Below are 18,932 nucleotides of genomic sequence, written 5' to 3'. Positions count from 1 at the left end.
CATCTGGGTCACTGGCCAACAACCCCTTCGGCTACCAGAGAGCGCCATTCGGCAACGAGCTCCTGTACGCCATCGGCTGCGCTCTTGGCTGCCGAAGAACTTGCCCGCATCTCAGCACCCTTCAGGGCTTCGTCGAGCCACTCATCAGCCACATACAGCAGGTTCCGAACGACCGCGATGGAGGATCCGCGGTCCTGGGCGGCTGTGCGGATGCGTGCAGTGAGAAGGGTCGTCTCTGGACGGTCGTCGTCGTGGCAACGCTCCAGCTCATCCTCCAGCGCGGAGATCGTGGACCACTCCACGGCGCTTGCCTGCTCAAGGAGCAAATCAAGATCGCGTGCTCGCTGAGTAGACAGCGACAAGCTGACCTCCCTGGCCCGATCAACGGCAGACTTGATGCTGGCGAGGGTGTTCTTCCCCGGGGTGCTGCGCGGTTGCCGCAGTCGGATGTCGCGGAGTAGATCGTTGAGCATCGTGATCTGTCCGGCGATCAGGGCGGGCCATGACACGAACGGTTTGACTGCAGGCTTGATCCATTCCGGGACGGTGCTCACTGGTGTTTCCCATGACCAGTTGGTGGCTGCCTGCTCCAGCAGAGGGACCGCCCGGGCAGCATCGATCATGCCCACTGCTCCTCTGCTGCCCTGCGAGATGCCGACCCCGGTACGGATGCGCTTAACCAGGGCGCTGCGCGCAGCAAGGTGCTGGTTGAGTGCGACGGTCCACCGCTCAGGCCTCGGCATAGTGCCGGCGCCCTTCCAGCTCTCGCCGTCGTCGACCGCAGCTGCCAGCAACTCCTCGATGGTCATGCCAGGCCAGGCGCGGCCTGCAAGAACCGCTCCCAGAAGGGATGAGCGCAGACCGAGCACGAGGTCGTCGTCTGTGACCTCCAAGTTGCGCTGAACTCTGGTTGCCATCGCACGGGTGTGCTCTTCGGCGACGGTAGCCAGCCTCCGGACGTCCTCCCCACGGACCTGATCCAGCCCGTACTGCGCGCGGATCAAGCTTTGGAAGAATCTACTGTTCGTCGCGCTCCGCTTGAACTGAATGGGGGCGCTGTCTGCACCGCTGATGCCTGCGACCGCGGAGCCTTCGATGCTGACGACGGTGGCATTGTTCGGCCAGCCCTTGTCCTTCACACTGGCTTGCGCCTGCATGAGCGGTGTATTCCACCGGTACCGCTGGCCCACCGCGGTGGCAACGACTGTGCGGATCGTCCGAGCGTAATCCTGTTGGAGATCCTCGCCGCGGGTCACCCACTCCTCGATGTTCTGAAGGCTCCGCTGCACCGACGGGGGAAAGGTCTTGTCTTCCGTCTTGGCGGTGCTCGACGAGGTGCTGGATCGCCGGGAGGGCTCTGCAGCACGTCGCGGCTGCTCAGGGAGGACCGGAGACTCGGCCGTCATGGGGCTGAGGGCGAACGCCTCCAGCACCGTGGGGTCGATTTCGATGCCCTGAGCGGCTGCATCTTCCCAGAACTCAAGTACCCGCTTGCGCCGGTCGGCGGCAACAGGATCGCTGCGCTCGACGAGTTGCTGCACGGCTGTGCTGAGCGGCTGATCGATCTCAGCAGTGGGGAATCCCTCGGAGAAGGAAGCGTCCGGGAATTCTCCCTTCCGCAGCGAACTAGCGTGCTGAATAAGGACTGGCCGTACCACGCTTCCCAGAACGGTTCGAGGAACGAACGCCCACGGCTCGGCCTTCGAAGCAGTCGAGTGGACCGCGCGGGTAAGGGCCGACCTGTTGAAGGGGTACAGCCCGTAGCCGTCAGCGGATGCCCCGAACGCATCGTGGCAACGAGCCTGTAGCGGGCACTCGTCGCATGCGTTCGTCGGCTCTGCATCGCCTGCTTGCTCCAGTCGATCCTTGCCGACACGCACGGCGTTGAGGTAGCGGCCCACGAATGCGGCGATCGCCTCTTCGCCAGTGTCTTCCTGGCTGAACGGCACGTCTAGGTCGTAGGCGTAGCCAAGATTCGCGCGTACGCGTGTGAGGGCTGTCTCCGGCAGGTCACGGAAGTAGCCAGTAGTTACCGCCATGAGAGTGCGGATGGGGGCCAGGCGGGTGGAGCCTTCGCGGTGGGCCGCTTCGACGATGGCGTCGAGCAGGTCCTTTTGAACGCCCTGGATGAGGGCAAAGTCCTCGATGAGAAGAATGATCTCTTTGCCCTGCCGGTGGTACTCCTCCCGCACAAGGGTCATAGCTTCTAGCAGGCGCCCCATGCCCAGGTTGAAGCTCCGGTTGATCGCAGTCTCCAAGTGCTCGTTCAGAAGGTCGATCGCGATCTCCTGAAGTTCGGCCTTGGAACTGAGGACCTGAACCCACTTCTTGGCTAGGGCTGATGCCTTACTGACGCCGGTGATGTCCAGAGGGAGGTCATGAACGGTGAACTTCGGAGGGCGATCCCCTTCTCCCTTGGTACGGTCCCGCAGGAGGTAGGTGGCTAGTTGTGGAACAAACTTCTCCGGCCTGAGCATGAATTCACTGACGTGCGGATCGTCAAGGAGTGCTCCGAGTCCCTGAGGGCCGAAGAGCTGCCGAGCCGGCCCTGAAACCCCGCGCCCTGTCTCGGCTACAAGGGTCTCGTTGAGTGAATGGATGAGGCGCCGAGCGAGCACTGATGCGTCGATGTCAGCGGTGAACTTGTCGATCTCCGCCTTCAACTGCTTCAGTTCATCGCTGTCAGCCTTGGCGATCAGGCTTTGAACTACTGCCTTCAGGCTCGTCCTGTGCTTCTCAAGGTAGATGACCTCACGAGACTCAGACTGATCGTCGACCAGATCAAGATGCTCGCGCACCCACCGGACGAGGTGCGACTTTCCAGAACCAGACTCACCCACGATGGGCATGAGCAGCGCGCCGGTGCTGGACTCATGATTCAGGAAGTCATGAAGGACCGCCCGCTCATCGACCGGCTGCCCCTCGAGCACAAGTTGGCGGCCGTCGAGCCGCGCTCGTTGGATCCTCAGGGGAGCGTGCGTGGCCCGGAAGACGGCAGGAGAAGGAGAGATGGCTTCGACGCCAATGGTGTTAGCAGCAGTCGCGGGGTCCCAGCAGACCTGTCCACGGAAGTCAGGCACTTGGGACCTCCTGCATCGTGATGTCGCTTACGTAGCGCGGGCTCGAAGGCTGCTCTGGGTCGGCTACCTGGAGTACTAGAGGGGCATCGGAATCGAGCTCTAGACGCAGCCACTTCTCGTCGCTACCACGCAGCAGTGCAAAGGAGAGGGCAGCGCCCGCCACACGGTCGCCGGGGTTGTCGAGTTGAAGAGTCCGCGAGTATTCGCCGCCCGGCAGCACTGGCAAGTGCTCACGGATGCTTCGGACGGCTGCTACGGCGTTAATCTGCTGGCCAGGCGCCCACAGGCTCTGAACGACATACCTGACGGCGGCGGTGCAGTCCGGAGTCAACGGACTACTGCCTTCCCCGGAGAGGAGGGGGCGGGCAGCGAGCCCCAACGCGGGCGCCCAGTCTCCAAACGGTCGCCAACGCTCAGCGTTAACGATGGCAGGGCCGGCCTCCGGCTTCAAAGCGTTCTGCCTGAGCTTCTGCGCTTGCTCCCAAGCCACCGGAGCCTCCATAGGATCCAGGGTGAGAAACCAGGCCAGGGCCCGAGTGAGGTCGCGGGATTCCTTCTGCTCCTCGTTGTCTCCCAAACCGCTGTTGCGGTCAGGCGCGAGCACTGCGGTGCGCAGAGCAGCGGAGAAGGCATCCCAGTCGCGGCCGTCGAGAAGTGCGGCGGGTCCGACAAGCTTCAGCTCACTGGTGGAGTCGTGAACGTGAAGCAACCCGAGTTCCCGAAGGGTCTTGATGGCCTTGTTGAACATCTCCGACGCATCATCCTTCTCTGGGGAAGCTAGCGTCGGCGGACTCAACAGGGCGCGTGCGCTGTTGAGCGATACAGGCTTCTTCGAGTGGGCGAGTAGACGGACGACTGCCCACATGGGGTCAGGGCGCGAAGCGTCCACATTGATCAGGGCCATCAGAACGACTCCAACGCATTCCGGACGGGGAAGTTTTGAGGATGAAGAGCGGTGAACGGCAGGTCGGGCCGCTCTGGATGCGGCATGCCCCGTGGGTGGATCAGGTACGTCACGTCTGGTGAACCAAGTCGTGACCTGAGCACGCTGTCCACGGATGACGGATCATCGTCCAGAACCCACACGATGGGGCCGTCATAAAAGCGCAGCAGGTCCGCGTCGGTGTCGCAGATGATCGGGCGAGGCGCTACATCCTCCTGCAGGGTCTCGGCTAGGCGGGAGGCGATCCCTGGCCCACCGATCACGTTCATACCGCGAAGGGCCAACATCTCCAGAAGCCGGGGCACATTAACCTGACGCTCAGCGTCCGTCCCCCACCACAAGCTGAGGCAGGAAGCGGTGCCGCGCAAGGTTCCGAGGGGGTCGCGATTGGCCCTCGGAGGGGCAGGAACTAGCGGATGAGGGTCTCCCGCCAGCCTGTAAAAGCCGTTGTCTGTAGGAAGACCTGTCGATCTGCAACTGGGGCAGCCTCGGCAGTTGATACCCGACAGCAGCGGGGCTGCGCCTCGTTGCACCCGGTAGTAGGTGCTGAGTACCTCGCCGGTGCACCTCTCGCCGCGCAGCAAGGTTCGGAGATCAGTAAGTGCGTTCCTCTGAGCAGTGATCGAGCGCCGGCGCTCAGTTTCGAAGCGAGCCTGGAAGTGTCCTTCGTCGTTGGTCTGCGTGTCCGCGATGGAGACGTCGACATGTGTGGAAGCCAACTCGTAGAACCGGTTGAGGCGATCCTGGAAGACGGCACGCGGTTCGCCTTCGTTCCGCTGGGGTGGTTCAGGGACATGGAGCTCGATGAGCCCTGCGCGCAGCATGAGGTTCAGGGTGCGAATGTTCCAGTCCCGGTTGGCCTCGGAGATGTCATGGACGTTGTCCGGGATCGAGTCGAGGTTGATGAGATAGTGCCGCGGACGCGCATACGTCTTATCCCGGACGTCCCACATCCACCGCCATCTTGACCAGGCGGTGTCGGCCCTAATGATCGCCTGCCGGTTGATGCCCTCGGCGACGGGCAGGTCTCGGGGGGCCGATGCCAGGTAGGCCACGGACGGGCATCCGTCCCGGCCGGTCCGTCCTACCTCTTGGTAGTAGCGGTCGACGGTTTCCGGCAGGCATGCGTGCACCACGCTGCGGACGTCGGGGAGGTCGACACCCAGGCCGAAGGCTGAGGTTCCTACGACGATGTCGTATTGGATGGGGATAGGGCCTACGGCAGAGCGGCCGCCCCATCCTTCTACGGCTTGTCGACGCTCGTCGGGGCTTGAATAGCCGGCGACATCGGCGACTCGCTTGTAGCCAGCTGTGCGTAGGCGGTCTGCCCATGCCCGGGCGTCTTTCCGCTCTGTCACGTACAGAGCCAGTGGCTTCGGCAGACGGTCGACTGCACGAAGGACTGCCTCCGTGCGTTCCTCTTCTTCCGTGAAGTCGTCTATGTAGTAGCTAGGCTCGTGGCGCAGTTGGGCGCCCCAAACGATCTCAGCGGGCTTGGACCCTGCGAAGAGTTTCTCGAGCGTGGTCACTTGCTGTTCGGTCAGTGTCGCGCTCATACAGACGGTGACGGGTTCACGCCCTTTAGGGGCGGTGCTCAACCAGGTACGACGGTGGACGGACATGGTTTGGAACTCAGGTCGGAAGCCCTCGCCCCACTGCTCGACAAGATGCGCTTCGTCGACGACGAAGTACTGCAGGTGGCCGGCCTCGGCAGCGTCTTCGAGGGCGGACTTGAGGCCGGACACGAGCGATTCAGGATTCGTAAAGATCAGCCGCTGGCTGCCAGACCGGATGTCCTCTCGCAACTGCTGCTTGAGGTTCTCGTCTAGGTTGCCGATGTAGGCGTATCGGCCAGTAGGGCTTTGCCGGCCGCGGGCGCTCAGCAACTCTTGGGCGCGGCGTTCCATGTCCAAGGCGAGCACAACCGTTGGCACGACGACCAGGGTCACGCCGCTGCGCTTGCTTGAGAGGAGCGCGGGAGCCTGCACGAGTGCAGTCTTTCCGTGGCCGGTCGGAAGGCAGGCGATCACCGTGCTGCCCGGTTCTGCGAGTGCTACGGCACGTGCTGCTTGGCGCTGGCCGATCGACTTGTACTCGGCGTAGTCCTCGCCGAGAGCCTGGATCCAGAAGGGGTCGGCTGGGCCGGGCTCCAATGCCAGATGCTGATGGAGGCTCTCTCCGTGGTGAATCTGCTGGAAGTCGTGCTCAGCTGCCTCGGTGGCCTTCTGGTCTGATATGTCGGGGTGCCATGGCCGGGCTGTGACCAGGACGCGACGACCAGCCGGGAGGGCGTGGCAGTGGAGTTGTTCCCACTGCAGCCGTGTGGGCAGCGGTGCGCCGAGCGGGACTTCGAGGCCAGAGTTGTTTCCGTGGGCTTGGGCTTCAAGAAGGATTTGTCGTGTCAGGGCTGCCACGTCACGCCATGAAGACCGGCGTTCCATCAGCCCTTCGAGGGTGTCCTTGAGCCGTCGCAGAGTTCCGCGGTATTCCGTGTCCTCGGACGTCGGGGGAACCAACGGCCAGGTGTCAAAGAGTTCTTGAGCCCCGGTCCAACTGTCACTCATGACGCTGGGCTCCGTTTCCCCTGCGGACAACGCACGTAGCGGACATGAGCCGGACGTTCGGCTGCGTGAGTCCGTCGATGAGCAGACTGGCGGTGTTCACGTCGGCCAGTTGGCTCTCGGTATCGCGCAAGAGTCGTCCGGCAGCCCTGCGTGCCTCTGCCTGGGCCCGGGTCACAGCAAGTCGCCGGCGAGCCCGTTCCTGAGCTTCGGTACAGAGCGCCGCCAGGTCGGTGACGCGGAAGAGTTCGTTGCGTGCGACCTTCTCGGCGGTTTCAGCAGAGTGCTGGAACTCCGACCAGCCGCCGAAGATGCCGACAAGCTCACGAACCCGCTGGTTGTTGAAGTTTCGGCACTTCCGGTTGTCGTAAGGGCTGTTCAGCCACTCGAGCGCCGTGGCGAGCGTCAACGCCTCGGTGCTCCCTGCCCGCACCCACACTCTGCGAGTGAACGGTGGAAGAAGAAGGTCAGCCTGTCGCTGCAACGCACGGCTCACCTCTTCCGGGTTGGTCATCGTCTCTGCCGCTGCCGAAATGTCGGCCTCAACAAGGAAGTCGAAGCCGAAGTAGGGTTCTGGATCACCCGTGTGGCTGGGGTCAATGCGCTGGAAGGCAGTTGCCTGGCCACGTTCGTCGATCGCGCTCAGCGAGGAGAGCATGTCGATGAAGGGGTTGCCGATGCGAAACACCCGGGTGCCTGGGGAGCGCAGAGACTTTGACCGGTTGAACGTCCCCCGCGTCACGGCCGGAGTCAGCGCGGCAGTCTGTGCCAGGTACAGGCGCGGTGGCACATGCGGCCGGGACTCCACGAGGTCGAAGACGGTTTCGCCGACGATGTGATCGGAGCGTCGGATGTTAATGCCGCCAGATCCTTCGCTCGTGTACTGGAAGGCAGCGCGTTGGATGTCTTTCCAGTTCACTTCCAGGTCTCTGAGGGCCTTGGCTGTGTTGTCCCGGCCTTCGGCGTCAAGGTAGATGGCCTCGAGCATGTCCATCTTCTCGATCTGCTGGCGCGCTTCGAGGAGCTGATCCTTTACTCGCTGCTGCGCGGATGTGAGCCCTGCAGGACCGTCCCGCAGTGCGTCGGTCCAGATTGCGTCGAGGCCTTCCGCGATGGCGTCCTGCAGTGTCGACGCCGACTTCGAAAAGATGTTGTAACCGTCGAGCAGCAGGTCCAGCCACGCTGTGCCGAGGGCTTCGTGCTCGGCGCTTGCGCTGAGCACGTACTGGCTGGCGGCATCGGACTGGCTGACGGATTCGGTGTTGCGATAGCGGTCTACGCGTCCGATTCGTTGCTCGAGCTGGTTTGGGTTCCACGGCAGACGCACATGGACGACGGCATCTGCGACCTGAAGGTTCAGTCCGTCTTCGGCGGTGTCGTCGACGACGAGGACCGACGTGCCCGCCGCTGTGCGCCATTTTGTGACCGCTTCCTCGGAAGCTGCTGCGCCGATCTGGCGGGTGTGCTCCTCAACCTGCGCGGTTCGCGACAAACCCCCTAGGCGCGCTGCGAGTTGGTGCGCCAGTGCTCCCGGGCCGCAGAAGACGACGATCCGCCCACCGCGATTCAGGGTCGGGATGAGGGCGCTGATCGTCGCCCTCACCCGCTGGTTTCCTTGTGTCTCGTTGAGTTGCCTCTCAAGTTCGAGGAGTGCTTGCCCCTCTGCAGGGATGAGAGTGGGGGCGGCGAGCAGGGCTTGTTCTTGAGCACTGAGACCGGCTCGTTGTGCCGCTTGAGCGTCTCCGTTTACGCGCCAGCGCAAAGTGTCGGCGAAGTCATCGAAGGGCCCGCCGGCGCGGGAGGCAAGGACGCTGAGGATGCGTCCGTAGGCGCTGGTCTCGCCTTCGAGGCCGGTATCGAGCAAGTGATTTGAGACGCCGGTGCGCCACTCCGTAAGGGCAGTTTCGACGGCGTCGAAGGTAGGGGGCAGGGTGAGAACTTGCGGACGTTCCCGGCCGCGGACGGCGTAGGGCTCGCTCTCTTCGTCTTCGTCGTCTGGAAGCACCACTTGGTCGCGCCGGTGCCGGATCACCCGGCGATGGAGGCGGTACGTCTCACTGATGTGCCCTCGCAACTCCTCTACACACAGGGAAAGGTCGGCGGGTTGCACTCCGTCACGGAGGTCATCGTCCTCGGTGAGGCACTCGGCAACCCGACCCGCAAGATTCTCGAATCCGGGGTCATCGGGGAGGAGTCGCCGGATGTCGTCAAGCGTTGACCGCAGCAGGAAGGTGAAGGTGGCGTCCAGGGCATAGACGCTGTCCGCCAACTCGGCGCGTAGGGCGTAGCGGTGCTCGAAGCCTTCGCGATCGTCCCAGCTGTAGAGGTTAGGGTCGAGCAGGTGGAGCAGTCCGAGATGAGTCGTGTAGTGAGAGGTCACAGGGGTCGCGGACAGCAGTAGAAGCTTTGGGGCAGCGTGCGCCAAGGCAGCCAGTTCACGGTAGAGCGTGGGCATCTCGTCGCTGTCCTGGGCCAGCGCATGTGCTTCGTCCACGACGACTAGGGCACTGTCGTGGTATTCGGGCCACTTCTCCGGTGTCTCGTGAGACGTGATCACGATCCGCGCTGAAGGGAAGTCGTCGATGAAGAACTTGTTGCGGAGTTCCTTGTCCCACTGGCGGCGAAGCGGTTCGGGGGCGACGACAGTGACTCGCGCCCGCGGGTCATCGAGAAGGGTCTGGCGGATGACGAAGCCAGCCTCGATGGTCTTCCCCAGTCCGACCTCATCGGCGATGAGGTATCGCTGTACCGGATCGGAGAGCACCGTCATGGCTGCCCGGACCTGATGCGGAAAAATCTCGGCAGCTGAGGACAGCAGCGCCCCCATGTTCGCGCAGGCGGCTCGTTGGGCTACGAGATCTTGCAGGAAGGGCAGCCGAGCGTCGCGAAAGTAGCCCGACTCGTTGCCGCCGCTCGTAAGGACTTGGAGGGGGTTGCGGACGGGGCGGTCCCAGCGCACCCGGAGGTCGCGCTCGCTCGCCCGCTCGTTCCACTTCTTGTTGGGAACTTGGATGAAGTATTCCGGGAGGTGTTCTCCCGTCACCCGTCCCGCCAGCCAGTCTCCGGTGCTCGGTTCTCGCCAGTAGACCCTTGTCTCGGGTTCGAGCCGGGCACGCCAGCAGCTCTTGGCCGGCACATGCTGGGAGTGGACGATCTCCTCGGCTACTGATTCGAAGAAGTCGATGCGCAGCATGTCGCCGTCTATGGCCCCTACTCGGCCAACCCCCGGAGCCGCTGTGAACTCGACGAGGTGCCCTATCGCGAAGCCTGAAGACATCCTTCTTCTCGCCCCCACCTGCTCGTATACCAACGTCGACGAGCTTAGAGGGAACCGCTGACAACAAGGTCAACGAACTAAAAGCGGGATTCGCACACCCATTCGAAATGGGCGCAGAAAGTGGATCCCTGGAGCTACCGCTCGCGTGACGTACAGGGTCAATGTAAGGCAAACGCGGCACTCTTGATGTTGCCTGCACTCGTAGGCGGCGATCGAAGACGGCCGAAAGAACACCTGCCATAGATCTGGGCGGGCCAGGTGCGGGAGGCCGTCAGATTCCGACAGCCGCTCTGGCCGGTCGCCGCAGCGAGAGAGCGGAAGCCGGGTGAACTGCAATGTTTCATCAGTCTTGCCACCGTCCGCCTGCTAACGGAGGCTGAGCCGGCGGCCTACGCGGTCTGTGTGCGACCTCGGCGTGGGAGCGATTCTTGGCCAGAGTTCTGCGGGCTGGCCTCACCCCTGTTGTCAGTGGCATGGGCTGTACTGTCTGGGCGCCTGCCCCGCCGTCCGCTCACGGAGGGGATTGGGCGCAACTCGTGCTTCACCAGACAGAGAGAAGATCGTGAACGTCCCCCCTCCTGCCGGTATCGCCACGCTGATCGCCTACGTGGCCACCATTCCCGCGGCCAACCTTGCTGTTACACACTTCGGAGCCGTCCCAGTGGGTTTCGGCTACGCGGCCCCAGCCGGGGTCTACATGGTCGGACTAGCCCTCGTCCTCCGTGACCTTGCACGAGAGGCGGCCGGCCGTAGGGCGGTCCTCGCAGCGATAGCCATGGGCACCGTCCTGTCGTACTTCCTTGCTGACCCCGCGCTCGCGATGGCGTCGGCTGCGGCCTTCGTGGTCGCCGAAAGCATGGACTTCGCCGTCTATGAGCCTCTGCGGGAACGTGGCCTGCTGATCGCGATGCTCGCCTCGAACGCGGTCGGTTTGCTCTCGGACAGCTTGCTGTTCCTCAAGCTTGCCTTCGGCTCCTTCGAATACCTGCCGGGACAGATCCTTGGCAAGGCGTGGATGACCCTCGCAGCGGTAGCAGTCCTGACCCTTCTACATCGCCGAAAGCGCGCTGCGGCCGTCCTTCCTGAGGCTACGCGTCACTGACCCTGGCCAGGTCTCGAGGCGGTTCTTCCTACACCTCGGGATGGAGTATCCCGCTTCTTGCTGTACATGGGGCGCCTCCCTCGTGCATGGGTAGAAGGGACGGTGGCATGGGACGTTCCCCTCATACCCGAGGCGCGCAGCCACGGCTTCGGCCTCGACGTGGACGGGAACGCTGATGTCGTTTCTACTGCCGGCGCGAAGTTGAGCACGAACGATGCGGCGGTCCAGAGATTCGCCAGATGATCGGAGCTAGAAACAACTTGTTTGGCAGCAAAGCGATGTGACGCCCCGGCACCTGTCTGAGTCACTTGCTCTTGCCCATCCATCTCCGATAGCGTCATCGCAGCAACGAGGGCCCCACCATGCCAATGGTGGGGCCCTTTTGCGTCCTCCCGGATCCGGGAGGACTCGAGTGTCGCGCACCGCCGTCTTCAGGTTCCTAGGCCGGGGAGACGGTGGTTGCGCTTTGAAGAAGGGACATCTCGTGACTGCCTACCATGGCACACCGTCTAGCGGGGAGTCATCCCCCAGGAATCCGGCTACCAACGGTCTGATTTCGGACGTTCCGACCGGCACGGCCTCGGTCGTGCCACGCGAAGGCGTGCACATTCAGATCGGCGGACGCACCGTCTTGGCGGTGTACGTCTCGCCGGTGATCGCGGCGGGCGCATCCCTCCTGCTCGGGCTAGCGGGCTGGGGCTACTGGCCTTGGTAGCGGGATCCTGAGTCAGGATCGGATGCGGAGTAACAACCCTGGCGGCTGTGGAATGACGGCTGGACGCTATTGGCTGGTGCGGGGTGCCGTTGGCCAGTAGGCCGCGGAAGAATCACTCAACTGCCCGACTCGGCTGGCCATAACAAGGTTGTGCAGTCAGCCGCTCAGCGGCTGGCTGCACAACAGCAGTAACTCCTCATCCAAGGAGCGGGGCAAAGACCGTACGCCACCCCGGTGCGCGGGCCGTCGCGGCAACCTGTGCGTCGCGGTCGCCGTAGCACCATCGCTCCCAGAGCCGGCCTCGGGCGAATGAGGAAGCCATTCCGATGCGCGCCCGGGTGAGAACGACGGCCGGCGACTCAGGCAGCATCTCCAGGACGGTGTCCATGGCGAAGAAGAGGCTCGTCTCCTTGACCAGGCCTGGGTTGCCCGCGCAGGTCGCTGAGCGCGCACAGAAGATGGTGTCAGCCCAAGCCACTGAGCCCGGTTCCCTGAAGACTCGGCGGCACGCGGTTGCCAGGCGACAGCGAATGTTCGCGGCCGAGTTGCTGACGGAAAGGCTCGTTGTGCTGTGGCATCGTCCGATGCGCACAGCCACGGCGACTCCATGATCTACGCAGACTCACGCCCCCTGCCATCCCGCAAGCCACTTGACGCTACGCAGCGACCTGACCTGCCTGAGAAGGTGTTGCTGTTCCGGCCTTGAGGGGTGGGTGTCGAACGGGAGTCTCGTTCGGGTGACCGTGGCTGGCTGCGGGCATGAAGGCAGGGCCTCTTGGTAGCTCGGGGTTGCGAAGCCAACCGAGATCCAGGAGACCCCGTTGCCGCAGTTGTACGTGCTAGCACCGGTGGAGTTCAACTCGGCTGCTCTGTCGTGTGATTGTGTCGCTCACCGGTTCGGGAATGCCGCCGACCATCCGGAACGTGTTCGGAGATATCCCTCGGACATGACGGAAGCGGAGTGGGCCGTGGTCCGGCCGCTCCTGCCGGTGCCGGGCTGGTTGCGGGGCCGGGGCGGGCAGCCGGGGGCGTACTGCCACCGGGCGATACTGGACGCGATCCGCTATCTCGTGGACAACGGGATCAAGTGGCGGGCGATGCCGGCCGACTTCCCGCCGTGGGACCGGGTCTATGCGTTCTTCCGCCGCTGGCGCGACCACGCGCTGGTCAGGGAATTCCATGACCGGCTGCGCGGCCGGGTCCGCCAGAAGGCGGGCCGGGACGTGGAGCCGACGGCCGGTGTGATCGACTCGCAGTCCGTCAAGGCGGACGCCGTCGTCGGCGCCGACAGCCGCGGCTTCGACGGCGGCAAGCTGATCAACGGCCGCAAGCGGCACGTCGTGGTCGACACCCTCGGCCTGCTGCTGGGCGTCATGGTCACGAGCGCGGCCATCGGTGACCGCGCCGCCGCGAAGGAACTACTCGCCCAGGTGGCCGGCGCCCACCACCGGCTGGAACTCGTCTGGGCCGACGGCGGCTACACCGGCAGCCTCGTCGAGCACTGCCTGGCCGCCCTCGCGCTGGTGCTGGCGATCGTCAAGCGGAGCGACGACATGCGCGGATTCGTGGTGCTGCCGAAGCGGTGGATCGTCGAGCGTCTCTTCGCGCACCTGATGCGAAGCCGCCGCCTGGCACGCGACTTCGAACGATCCACCACCAGCTCCGAGGCGATGATCTACTGGTCGATGACCATGATCATGACCCGGCGTCTGGCCCGCTCACGCCCCGCGCGAGCGTGAACCGACCCGCCGCTGGCTCGGCCAGCCAGCCCCGCGCGACCAGGCGTTTCGCCTTCGACCGCAGCCCCTCCACCTTGGCCGGCACCACGTCCATGCCGAACGCGACGGTCATCTCCTGACAGGTCAGCGGCCCTTGACCGAGGCGGGTCCGATCCGCGAGCACGGCCAGGATGCGCTGATAGTCCGCCGACAGTGCCGTCCGAGCCAACCCCTCGCGCCAGACCGGAACCTGCGACTTCGCCTTCGCCACCACGGGCGGTGACGCCCGCACCTCGGTTTCTGTCACGGCGCCGTCTGGCCCATCAGTGACCACCGCGTCGGCTGAGTCACCGCCTGGCGCGGACAACACCACAACCACCCGCTCGCGGGCGATTGTCCACTCCAGCCACTCCTGCTCGGCCGCCGCGAGCTCGGCCTGAATGCGGTCGGCTTCCTCGCGCAGCCCGTCCACACGACGGCGGGCGGCAAGCTCGTGCTGTTCCAGCAGTCCGACAACCGACGGCATTCACGACCTCCACGGGAGCGACGAAACGACCCTCCATCGCTCCCACACGAACACCACTCCTATCCCTGACCAGCGGAAACGCAGCCGTCATGCACGGAAAGACAACAGCTTCTGAGACCACCAAGGTGACAGCCAAGGTCCTCAGCGCCGCTCAGGCCGCCAATGTCGACGCCACCCACATCACCATCATCGGCCAACTCGAAGGACTCCCCGAGACGGCCGACATCGAGGACCTGTTCTCTACAAAGGACTACCTCTGGCTCCACAACAGGGCTACCGAGGTCACCATCAACGAGACAGATCTGATCACCCCCAACAAGCCTCTGCCAATCCTCAAGCGCATCGGGATCGCCCGGGAGCAGCAGAACAAGCCCCGGGACTTCGACCATGTCGGCCCCGCACACCAGCTCACCCGCGACAAGGACGTCTTCTTCGACCAGGTCGATGACGAGACCCTCGATCGCTTCGAGACGGTCTTCAAACAACTCACGGCCTGAAGTCCCCACCCCGCGAGCCCCCGGCGGGCTGCCGCAGGCCCACCGGGGCCCTTGCCTGCACCGGCTCTTGCCTGCTGCCAGTCAGCTGGGCATGCCACCGCCCGGCTTCCATTCACACCCTGTTTTTGGTGTGGTGTGTCGCCTCGGCCTGTAGGGCACGGTCCGGTAGCGTTGATGCCTGACAGGCCAGGGACGGCCTGGAGGCGAGCGGTCCGCCCGGGCGGAGACGCAGGAGCTTCAAGGGTGGGATGCCCGGTCCTTCAAGACGCCATCCGGTATCCGTGCAGGCTCTCTTCGCCACGGCTGCCGCCCGGGGGCAGCCGGAGCAGGAACACTGTGCCGCACACGAACGACAAACGGACCCGGAAGCAGATCGGGCACCTTCTCTATCTGCCCGAGACGGGACCGCTCCAGATGGCCGGCAACCGCCCTGCCCTGGATCCCACGGACCGCGGGCAACTCGCCTTCCAGGCACTCCTCTTCGAGTGCCTGATGAGCAGCCGCGAGTATCCGCATCCCCTTGAACAGCCACGGAAGAGCGCGATGGCCAGCATCAGCGGCTACCTGAACTGCATCTGCCACCGGCCCGGCCATCTAGAAATCCACACCAACACCGCCTGCCGCATCGCAAGCCGCCTTCTGCCCTTCCGCCACGAGGACCACGGGCTGTGCGGCATTCCTGGCCTACGACTGATCGACTTCACCTGCCGACGTGTACGCCTCATCCACCTGCCCACAAGGGCACGCCTCGATCTCGTCGACTCCCACCGATGGCAAGGGAAGGACGTTGCGCAGATGGTCTTTCGACAGGAGACCAGCTGGCACGAGGACAACGGCCGCTCGCCCCTGTGGCGCCAGCCTCATCTCACCGACGAGGAAACGGCACACCACGACTGCTGGACGTACACCTCCAGTACGCCGTTGCGCAGCGCCCTTCTGATGCGTTCCATGCCGCTGTCGTACCGCTTCGACCTCACCCCCGCCTGGATCACAGGCAACGCCACCCGGCCAGACCGACTTACCTGGGATTCCCACCCCGACACCGACCACAGCCAAGTGGCCGACCTGCTGACGAGATCCGAGGCCCGTATCCCAGGAGCCCGCTATCACCCCAAGACGCCCTACTCCGGGACACTTGAACTGGGCACCGCCAGCGCGCACCTGATCAGCACCGCATAGGCGCCCATTTCGCGGCACCCCGGGCGTACTCCTCAGGTTCGAGGAACACCTCGTCATCCTCGGTGTCGTTCCCCTTGGGCAACCGGGTGTGCACGCATGGATTCGAGTCGCGCAGTGCCGGGTCAGCGTCCGCCGCCGACTGAAGAATGCTGTACAGCAGTCCGTGCAGGTTCGCGATCGTCTTCGCCGCATACGGACGGCGCGTGGTGTCCGCGGCGTGCAGCGGACCGGGCTTGCCGCCCTGAAGGTCGAGGATCCACTGGCTGATGTGGTTACGAGTGAGCCGGGGCCCCCGCTCCGAGACTGACAGCTCCCCGAACCACGGAATCATGTGGTTATCAATGAACCTGGTGTAGTTCGTCCGCGTGTGGTCGGATATGTCGGTCAGCAGACCTACGTAGGCGTGTGCGTACACCGAGAACATCTCAGCATCGGGCACCGAGGACTCGTCAGGCTCGACGAAACCCTCACCCTTGACCCACCCTGGCGGCCATTGCTGTCCGTGACCGTTGACGAGGTCGCGGAAACGTTTCGCCACCTCTTCGTCGTCGAAGGTTTCACGCTGGGTCTGCCCCGTTCGGGAGCCACCGGTCCGCCACATCACGGTGCAGGAGGGGTCGCCGCTGAGGCGTTCGTTGGTCCTGACGTAAGCCATACGAAGGAGCCTACGGCGCGTCGGTGCAGCGTTCGTGCAGCGAATGCGGTGGCCCGATAGCGTTGTAACGGCGTTTCCGCAGGTCACAACGATTCTGCGCTGGTGGGGCGGGTGGGACTCGAACCCACGGCCGACGGATTATGAGTCCGCTGCTCTAACCGGCTGAGCTACCGCCCCTTTTCGGCGTGGCGCGTACACGTGTGCGCGCCGTCTGCCGCAGCATAGCCGGTCATACGATCTCCCGCTCCGACTGCCCGGCCACTGATGACCATGAAGACCGTGCTGCTCGCTGCTCGGTTCCGGGGCACGCGAAGTTGACGCGAAAGTGTCACGCGGGCCCCACCGGCCACCGCTGCGGCGGACGCCCGCGCACCGGCCCCGGGCACACGAAAAAGGACCCCTGAGGGTCCTCTTCCGTTCCGCTCCCCCGACTGGACTCGAACCAGTAACCCTCCGGTTAACAGCCGAATGCTCTGCCAATTGAGCTACAGGGGATCGCGCTCCCCCGACTGGACTCGAACCAGTAACCTGCCGGTTAACAGCCGGCTGCTCTGCCAATTGAGCTACAGGGGATTGCTGCGTTGCCTCGAACGTACCTGCCTGGCTGCTGCCGGGCGGCGCGCGTTCGCTGCGACACATACATTAGCGCAAGCAGGGGGGTGCTTTGCCAATCGGTATCGCCCGGGGTGATCTCGGGCGTCCGCGGGTAGGCGGGCAGCACACGTCGCACGGAGCGAAGGAAGGGTGGCAGCCATGCGGTACCGGCTCACGTTCATCGCCGGAGTGGCCCTCGGTTACGTGCTCGGCACGCGTGCCGGGCGCGAGCGTTACGAGCAGCTGAAGAAGTCCGCACGCCAGTTCGCCCAGAACCCGGCCGTGCGGAACACCTGCGAGACGGCGGCCCAGAGCGGCCGTCAGTTCGCCGGCAAGGCGGCCCACGCGGTGGGCGAGAAGGTCGGCGACAAGGTGCCGGCGTCGGTGGCGGACCGGGTGCGGTCGCTGCGCGGGCGCGGGGCCAACGGCGAGGACGACTGGGGTACGACCAACACCTGAGTCCTGCTCGCCCACGTCTGCCGCACCACCGGTAAGGGAAACCGCCGGCGGTGCGGCAGAATCCTTGTATGGGCATAGTCGCCGGCTTGGACAGTTCTTCCGCCTTCACGCACATCGTGGTCTGCGATGCGGACTCGGGTGCCGTACTGCGCCAGGGATACGCCGCACATCCCGTGGACGCGAAGGCCACCGAGGTCGACCCGCAGGCGTGGCTGCTCTCACTCGGTGAGGCCGCCACCGGCGGGCTCCTCGAAGGGGTGCAGGCGATCGGTGTGTCGGCGCAGCAGCACGGGCTCGTGCCGCTGGACCGCCAGGGCAATCTCGTGCGCCCGGCGCTGCTCGGCAACGACCGGCGGGCGCAGGTCGCCGCGGCCGATCTGATCGACGGGCTCGGCGGGCGGCAGGCCTGGGCCGAGGCGGTCGGCGCGGTGCCGCAGTCCGCGCAGCCGGTGTCGAAGCTGCGCTGGCTGGCCCGGACCGAGCCGGACATGGCGGAGCGGGTCGCCGCGGTGCTGCAGCCCCACGACTGGCTGGTGTGGCAGCTGCTGGGCCGGCCCGCCCGGCGGACCACCGACCGGGGGGCCGCCTCCGGGACGGGCTACTGGTCGGCGGGCAGCGAGTCGTACCGGCCGGAGCTGGTGGAGCTCGCGCTCGGGCACCAGGCGGCGCTGCCGGAGGTGCTCGGCCCGTCCGACGCGGCCGGGACGACGCCCGAGGGGCTGCTGATCTCGGCCGGTACCGGCGAGACGATGGCGGCGGCGTTCGGGCTCGGGGTCGGGGTCGGCGACGCGGTCGTGTCGCTGGGGGCCTCGGGTTCGGTGATGGCGGTCCACCACGAGGCGCTGGCCGATCCGACCGGGATGATCACGTCCTTCGCCGATGCCACCGGAATGCATCTGCCGGTGGTCCACACGTCGAACGCGGTACGCGCCCTGCGCGGCACCGCCGAGATGCTGGGGGTGGACGGGCTGGAGGAGCTGTCGGCGCTGGCGCTGAAGTCGACGCCGGGTTCCTCGGGGCTGGTGCTCCTGCCGTATCTGGAGGGTGAGCGCACCCCGCATCTGCCGCACACCGCCGGGACGCTGAGCGGGCTGCGGCGCGAGTCGATGAAGCCGGAGCACCTGGCGCGGGCCGCCTTCGAGGGGATGCTCTGCTCGCTGGCCGACGCGCTGGACGTGCTGCGCGGGCGGGGGGTCGAGGTGCGGCGGGTGTTCCTGCTGGGCGCGGCCGCCGAGCTGCCTGCCGTACAGGGTCTCGCGCCCGCACTGCTGGGCACCCAGGTGGTCGTGCCGCAGCCCGCCCAGTACGCGGCGATCGGCGCGGCCCGGCAGGCGGCCTGGGCGCTGGGCGTCTCGCAGGGCTCGCTCGACGCGCGCACTCCCCCGGCCTGGCAGGGCGCCTCGGCGCAGGTGCTGGAGCCGGGCGAGGAGCTGCCGGTCGGCAAGGCGGTGCGCCAGCAGTACGTGGCGACGCGGGACCAGATCCACCCGGGGGCGTTCGACACCGCGCGCTGAGGCGTGCGGCGTCGCGCGGGGGCCGCGTTCGGACGGAAATTATGGACCCGGTCTGTTTTTTGACCTGGACTTGAATAAAAACGTTCGCGGTCCCGGTCGGCGGTGCCCGAAA

Annotated in this window: 12 protein-coding genes and 3 tRNA genes; 6 read left to right on the top strand and 9 right to left on the bottom strand. The window is 65.2% G+C overall.

What is annotated here, in order from left to right; translation table 11 throughout:
- Positions 1 to 8: 8 nt before the first annotated feature.
- From dpdH to dpdE, 4 genes are read right to left on the bottom strand one after another with little or no spacing between them, the layout of a single operon-like run.
- A complete protein-coding gene (gene dpdH, locus OG521_27140; protein WUW24240.1) occupies positions 9 to 3,080 on the bottom strand; it encodes a protein DpdH in 3,072 nt (1,023 codons plus the stop codon).
- A complete protein-coding gene (gene dpdG, locus OG521_27135) occupies positions 3,073 to 3,984 on the bottom strand; it encodes a protein DpdG (GenBank protein WUW24239.1) in 912 nt (303 codons plus the stop codon). Before dpdG ends, dpdH begins: the two co-directional genes overlap by 8 nt.
- Positions 3,984 to 6,587, bottom strand: coding sequence for a protein DpdF (gene dpdF, locus OG521_27130; protein WUW24238.1), 2,604 nt, complete (start codon positions 6,585 to 6,587; stop codon positions 3,984 to 3,986). The genes dpdG and dpdF overlap by 1 nt, the downstream gene beginning before the upstream one ends.
- On the bottom strand, positions 6,580 to 9,861 hold the full coding sequence (gene dpdE / locus OG521_27125; protein WUW24237.1) for a protein DpdE: 3,282 nt from the start codon (positions 9,859 to 9,861) through the stop codon (positions 6,580 to 6,582). Before dpdE ends, dpdF begins: the two co-directional genes overlap by 8 nt.
- A gap of 562 nt (positions 9,862 to 10,423) precedes the next feature.
- On the opposite strand from dpdE, the gene OG521_27120 reads away from it, so the two are divergent.
- Together OG521_27120 and OG521_27115 are read left to right on the top strand one after the other, a co-directional pair.
- Positions 10,424 to 10,963: a VUT family protein gene (locus OG521_27120; protein ID WUW24236.1), complete on the top strand. Its 540-nt coding sequence runs from the start codon at positions 10,424 to 10,426 to the stop codon at positions 10,961 to 10,963.
- Positions 10,964 to 12,625: 1,662 nt separating this feature from the next.
- Positions 12,626 to 13,417 (top strand): IS5 family transposase, encoded by a 792-nt coding sequence (locus tag OG521_27115; GenBank protein WUW24235.1) that lies wholly within the window; start codon positions 12,626 to 12,628, stop codon positions 13,415 to 13,417.
- Here OG521_27115 and OG521_27110 read toward each other — a convergent pair.
- Positions 13,374 to 13,922, bottom strand: coding sequence for a hypothetical protein (locus tag OG521_27110; protein WUW24234.1), 549 nt, complete (start codon positions 13,920 to 13,922; stop codon positions 13,374 to 13,376). The two genes, OG521_27115 and OG521_27110, sit on opposite strands and share 44 nt — an antisense overlap.
- Before the next feature lie 125 nt (positions 13,923 to 14,047).
- On the opposite strand from OG521_27110, the gene OG521_27105 reads away from it, so the two are divergent.
- Both OG521_27105 and OG521_27100 read left to right on the top strand, forming a co-directional pair.
- Complete coding sequence (locus tag OG521_27105; GenBank protein WUW24233.1) at positions 14,048 to 14,419, top strand: hypothetical protein; 372 nt, start codon at positions 14,048 to 14,050, stop codon at positions 14,417 to 14,419.
- A 336-nt stretch (positions 14,420 to 14,755) separates the two neighbouring features.
- On the top strand, positions 14,756 to 15,598 hold the full coding sequence (locus OG521_27100; protein WUW24232.1) for a hypothetical protein: 843 nt from the start codon (positions 14,756 to 14,758) through the stop codon (positions 15,596 to 15,598).
- Here OG521_27100 and OG521_27095 read toward each other — a convergent pair.
- The 4 genes from OG521_27095 to OG521_27080 all read right to left on the bottom strand — a co-directional run bounded on the left by OG521_27095 (position 15,585) and on the right by OG521_27080 (position 16,826).
- The gene (locus OG521_27095) at positions 15,585 to 16,253 is read right to left on the bottom strand and encodes an N-terminal phage integrase SAM-like domain-containing protein (GenBank protein WUW24231.1); all 669 of its coding nucleotides are present in this window, start codon (positions 16,251 to 16,253) and stop codon (positions 15,585 to 15,587) included. The two genes, OG521_27100 and OG521_27095, sit on opposite strands and share 14 nt — an antisense overlap.
- A 100-nt stretch (positions 16,254 to 16,353) precedes the next feature.
- A tRNA-Ile gene (locus OG521_27090) sits at positions 16,354 to 16,430 on the bottom strand.
- A 245-nt stretch (positions 16,431 to 16,675) separates the two neighbouring features.
- Positions 16,676 to 16,748: transfer RNA gene (locus OG521_27085), tRNA-Asn, on the bottom strand.
- Between the two features lie 5 nt (positions 16,749 to 16,753).
- Positions 16,754 to 16,826, bottom strand: a tRNA-Asn gene (locus tag OG521_27080).
- Between the two features lie 180 nt (positions 16,827 to 17,006).
- Here OG521_27080 and OG521_27075 point away from each other — a divergent pair.
- Both OG521_27075 and OG521_27070 read left to right on the top strand, forming a co-directional pair.
- Positions 17,007 to 17,306 carry a YtxH domain-containing protein gene (locus OG521_27075; protein WUW26812.1) on the top strand — a complete coding sequence of 100 codons (300 nt, stop codon included), beginning with the start codon at positions 17,007 to 17,009 and terminating at the stop codon, positions 17,304 to 17,306.
- Positions 17,307 to 17,374: 68 nt separating this feature from the next.
- Positions 17,375 to 18,820, top strand: coding sequence for an FGGY family carbohydrate kinase (locus OG521_27070; protein ID WUW24230.1), 1,446 nt, complete (start codon positions 17,375 to 17,377; stop codon positions 18,818 to 18,820).
- The last annotated feature ends 112 nt before the right edge of the window (positions 18,821 to 18,932 follow it).

This window comes from Streptomyces sp. NBC_01463, assembly GCA_036227345.1.
Taxonomy (GTDB): Bacteria; Actinomycetota; Actinomycetes; order Streptomycetales; family Streptomycetaceae; genus Streptomyces.
This window is presented reverse-complemented; position numbering and strand designations above follow the sequence as displayed.

Bases quoted from the DNA above. Each gene is read 5' to 3' on its own strand.
- dpdG (WUW24239.1), bottom strand. From the start codon at position 3,984: ATGGCCCTGATCAATGTGGACGCTTCGCGCCCTGACCCCATGTGGGCA.
- dpdF (WUW24238.1), bottom strand. From the start codon at position 6,587: ATGAGTGACAGTTGGACCGGGGCTCAAGAACTCTTTGACACCTGGCCG.
- dpdE (WUW24237.1), bottom strand. From the start codon at position 9,861: ATGTCTTCAGGCTTCGCGATAGGGCACCTCGTCGAGTTCACAGCGGCT.
- OG521_27115 (WUW24235.1), top strand. From the start codon at position 12,626: ATGACGGAAGCGGAGTGGGCCGTGGTCCGGCCGCTCCTGCCGGTGCCG.
- OG521_27110 (WUW24234.1), bottom strand. From the start codon at position 13,922: ATGCCGTCGGTTGTCGGACTGCTGGAACAGCACGAGCTTGCCGCCCGC.
- OG521_27095 (WUW24231.1), bottom strand. From the start codon at position 16,253: ATGGCTTACGTCAGGACCAACGAACGCCTCAGCGGCGACCCCTCCTGC.
- OG521_27075 (WUW26812.1), top strand. From the start codon at position 17,007: ATGCGGTACCGGCTCACGTTCATCGCCGGAGTGGCCCTCGGTTACGTG.
- OG521_27070 (WUW24230.1), top strand. From the start codon at position 17,375: ATGGGCATAGTCGCCGGCTTGGACAGTTCTTCCGCCTTCACGCACATC.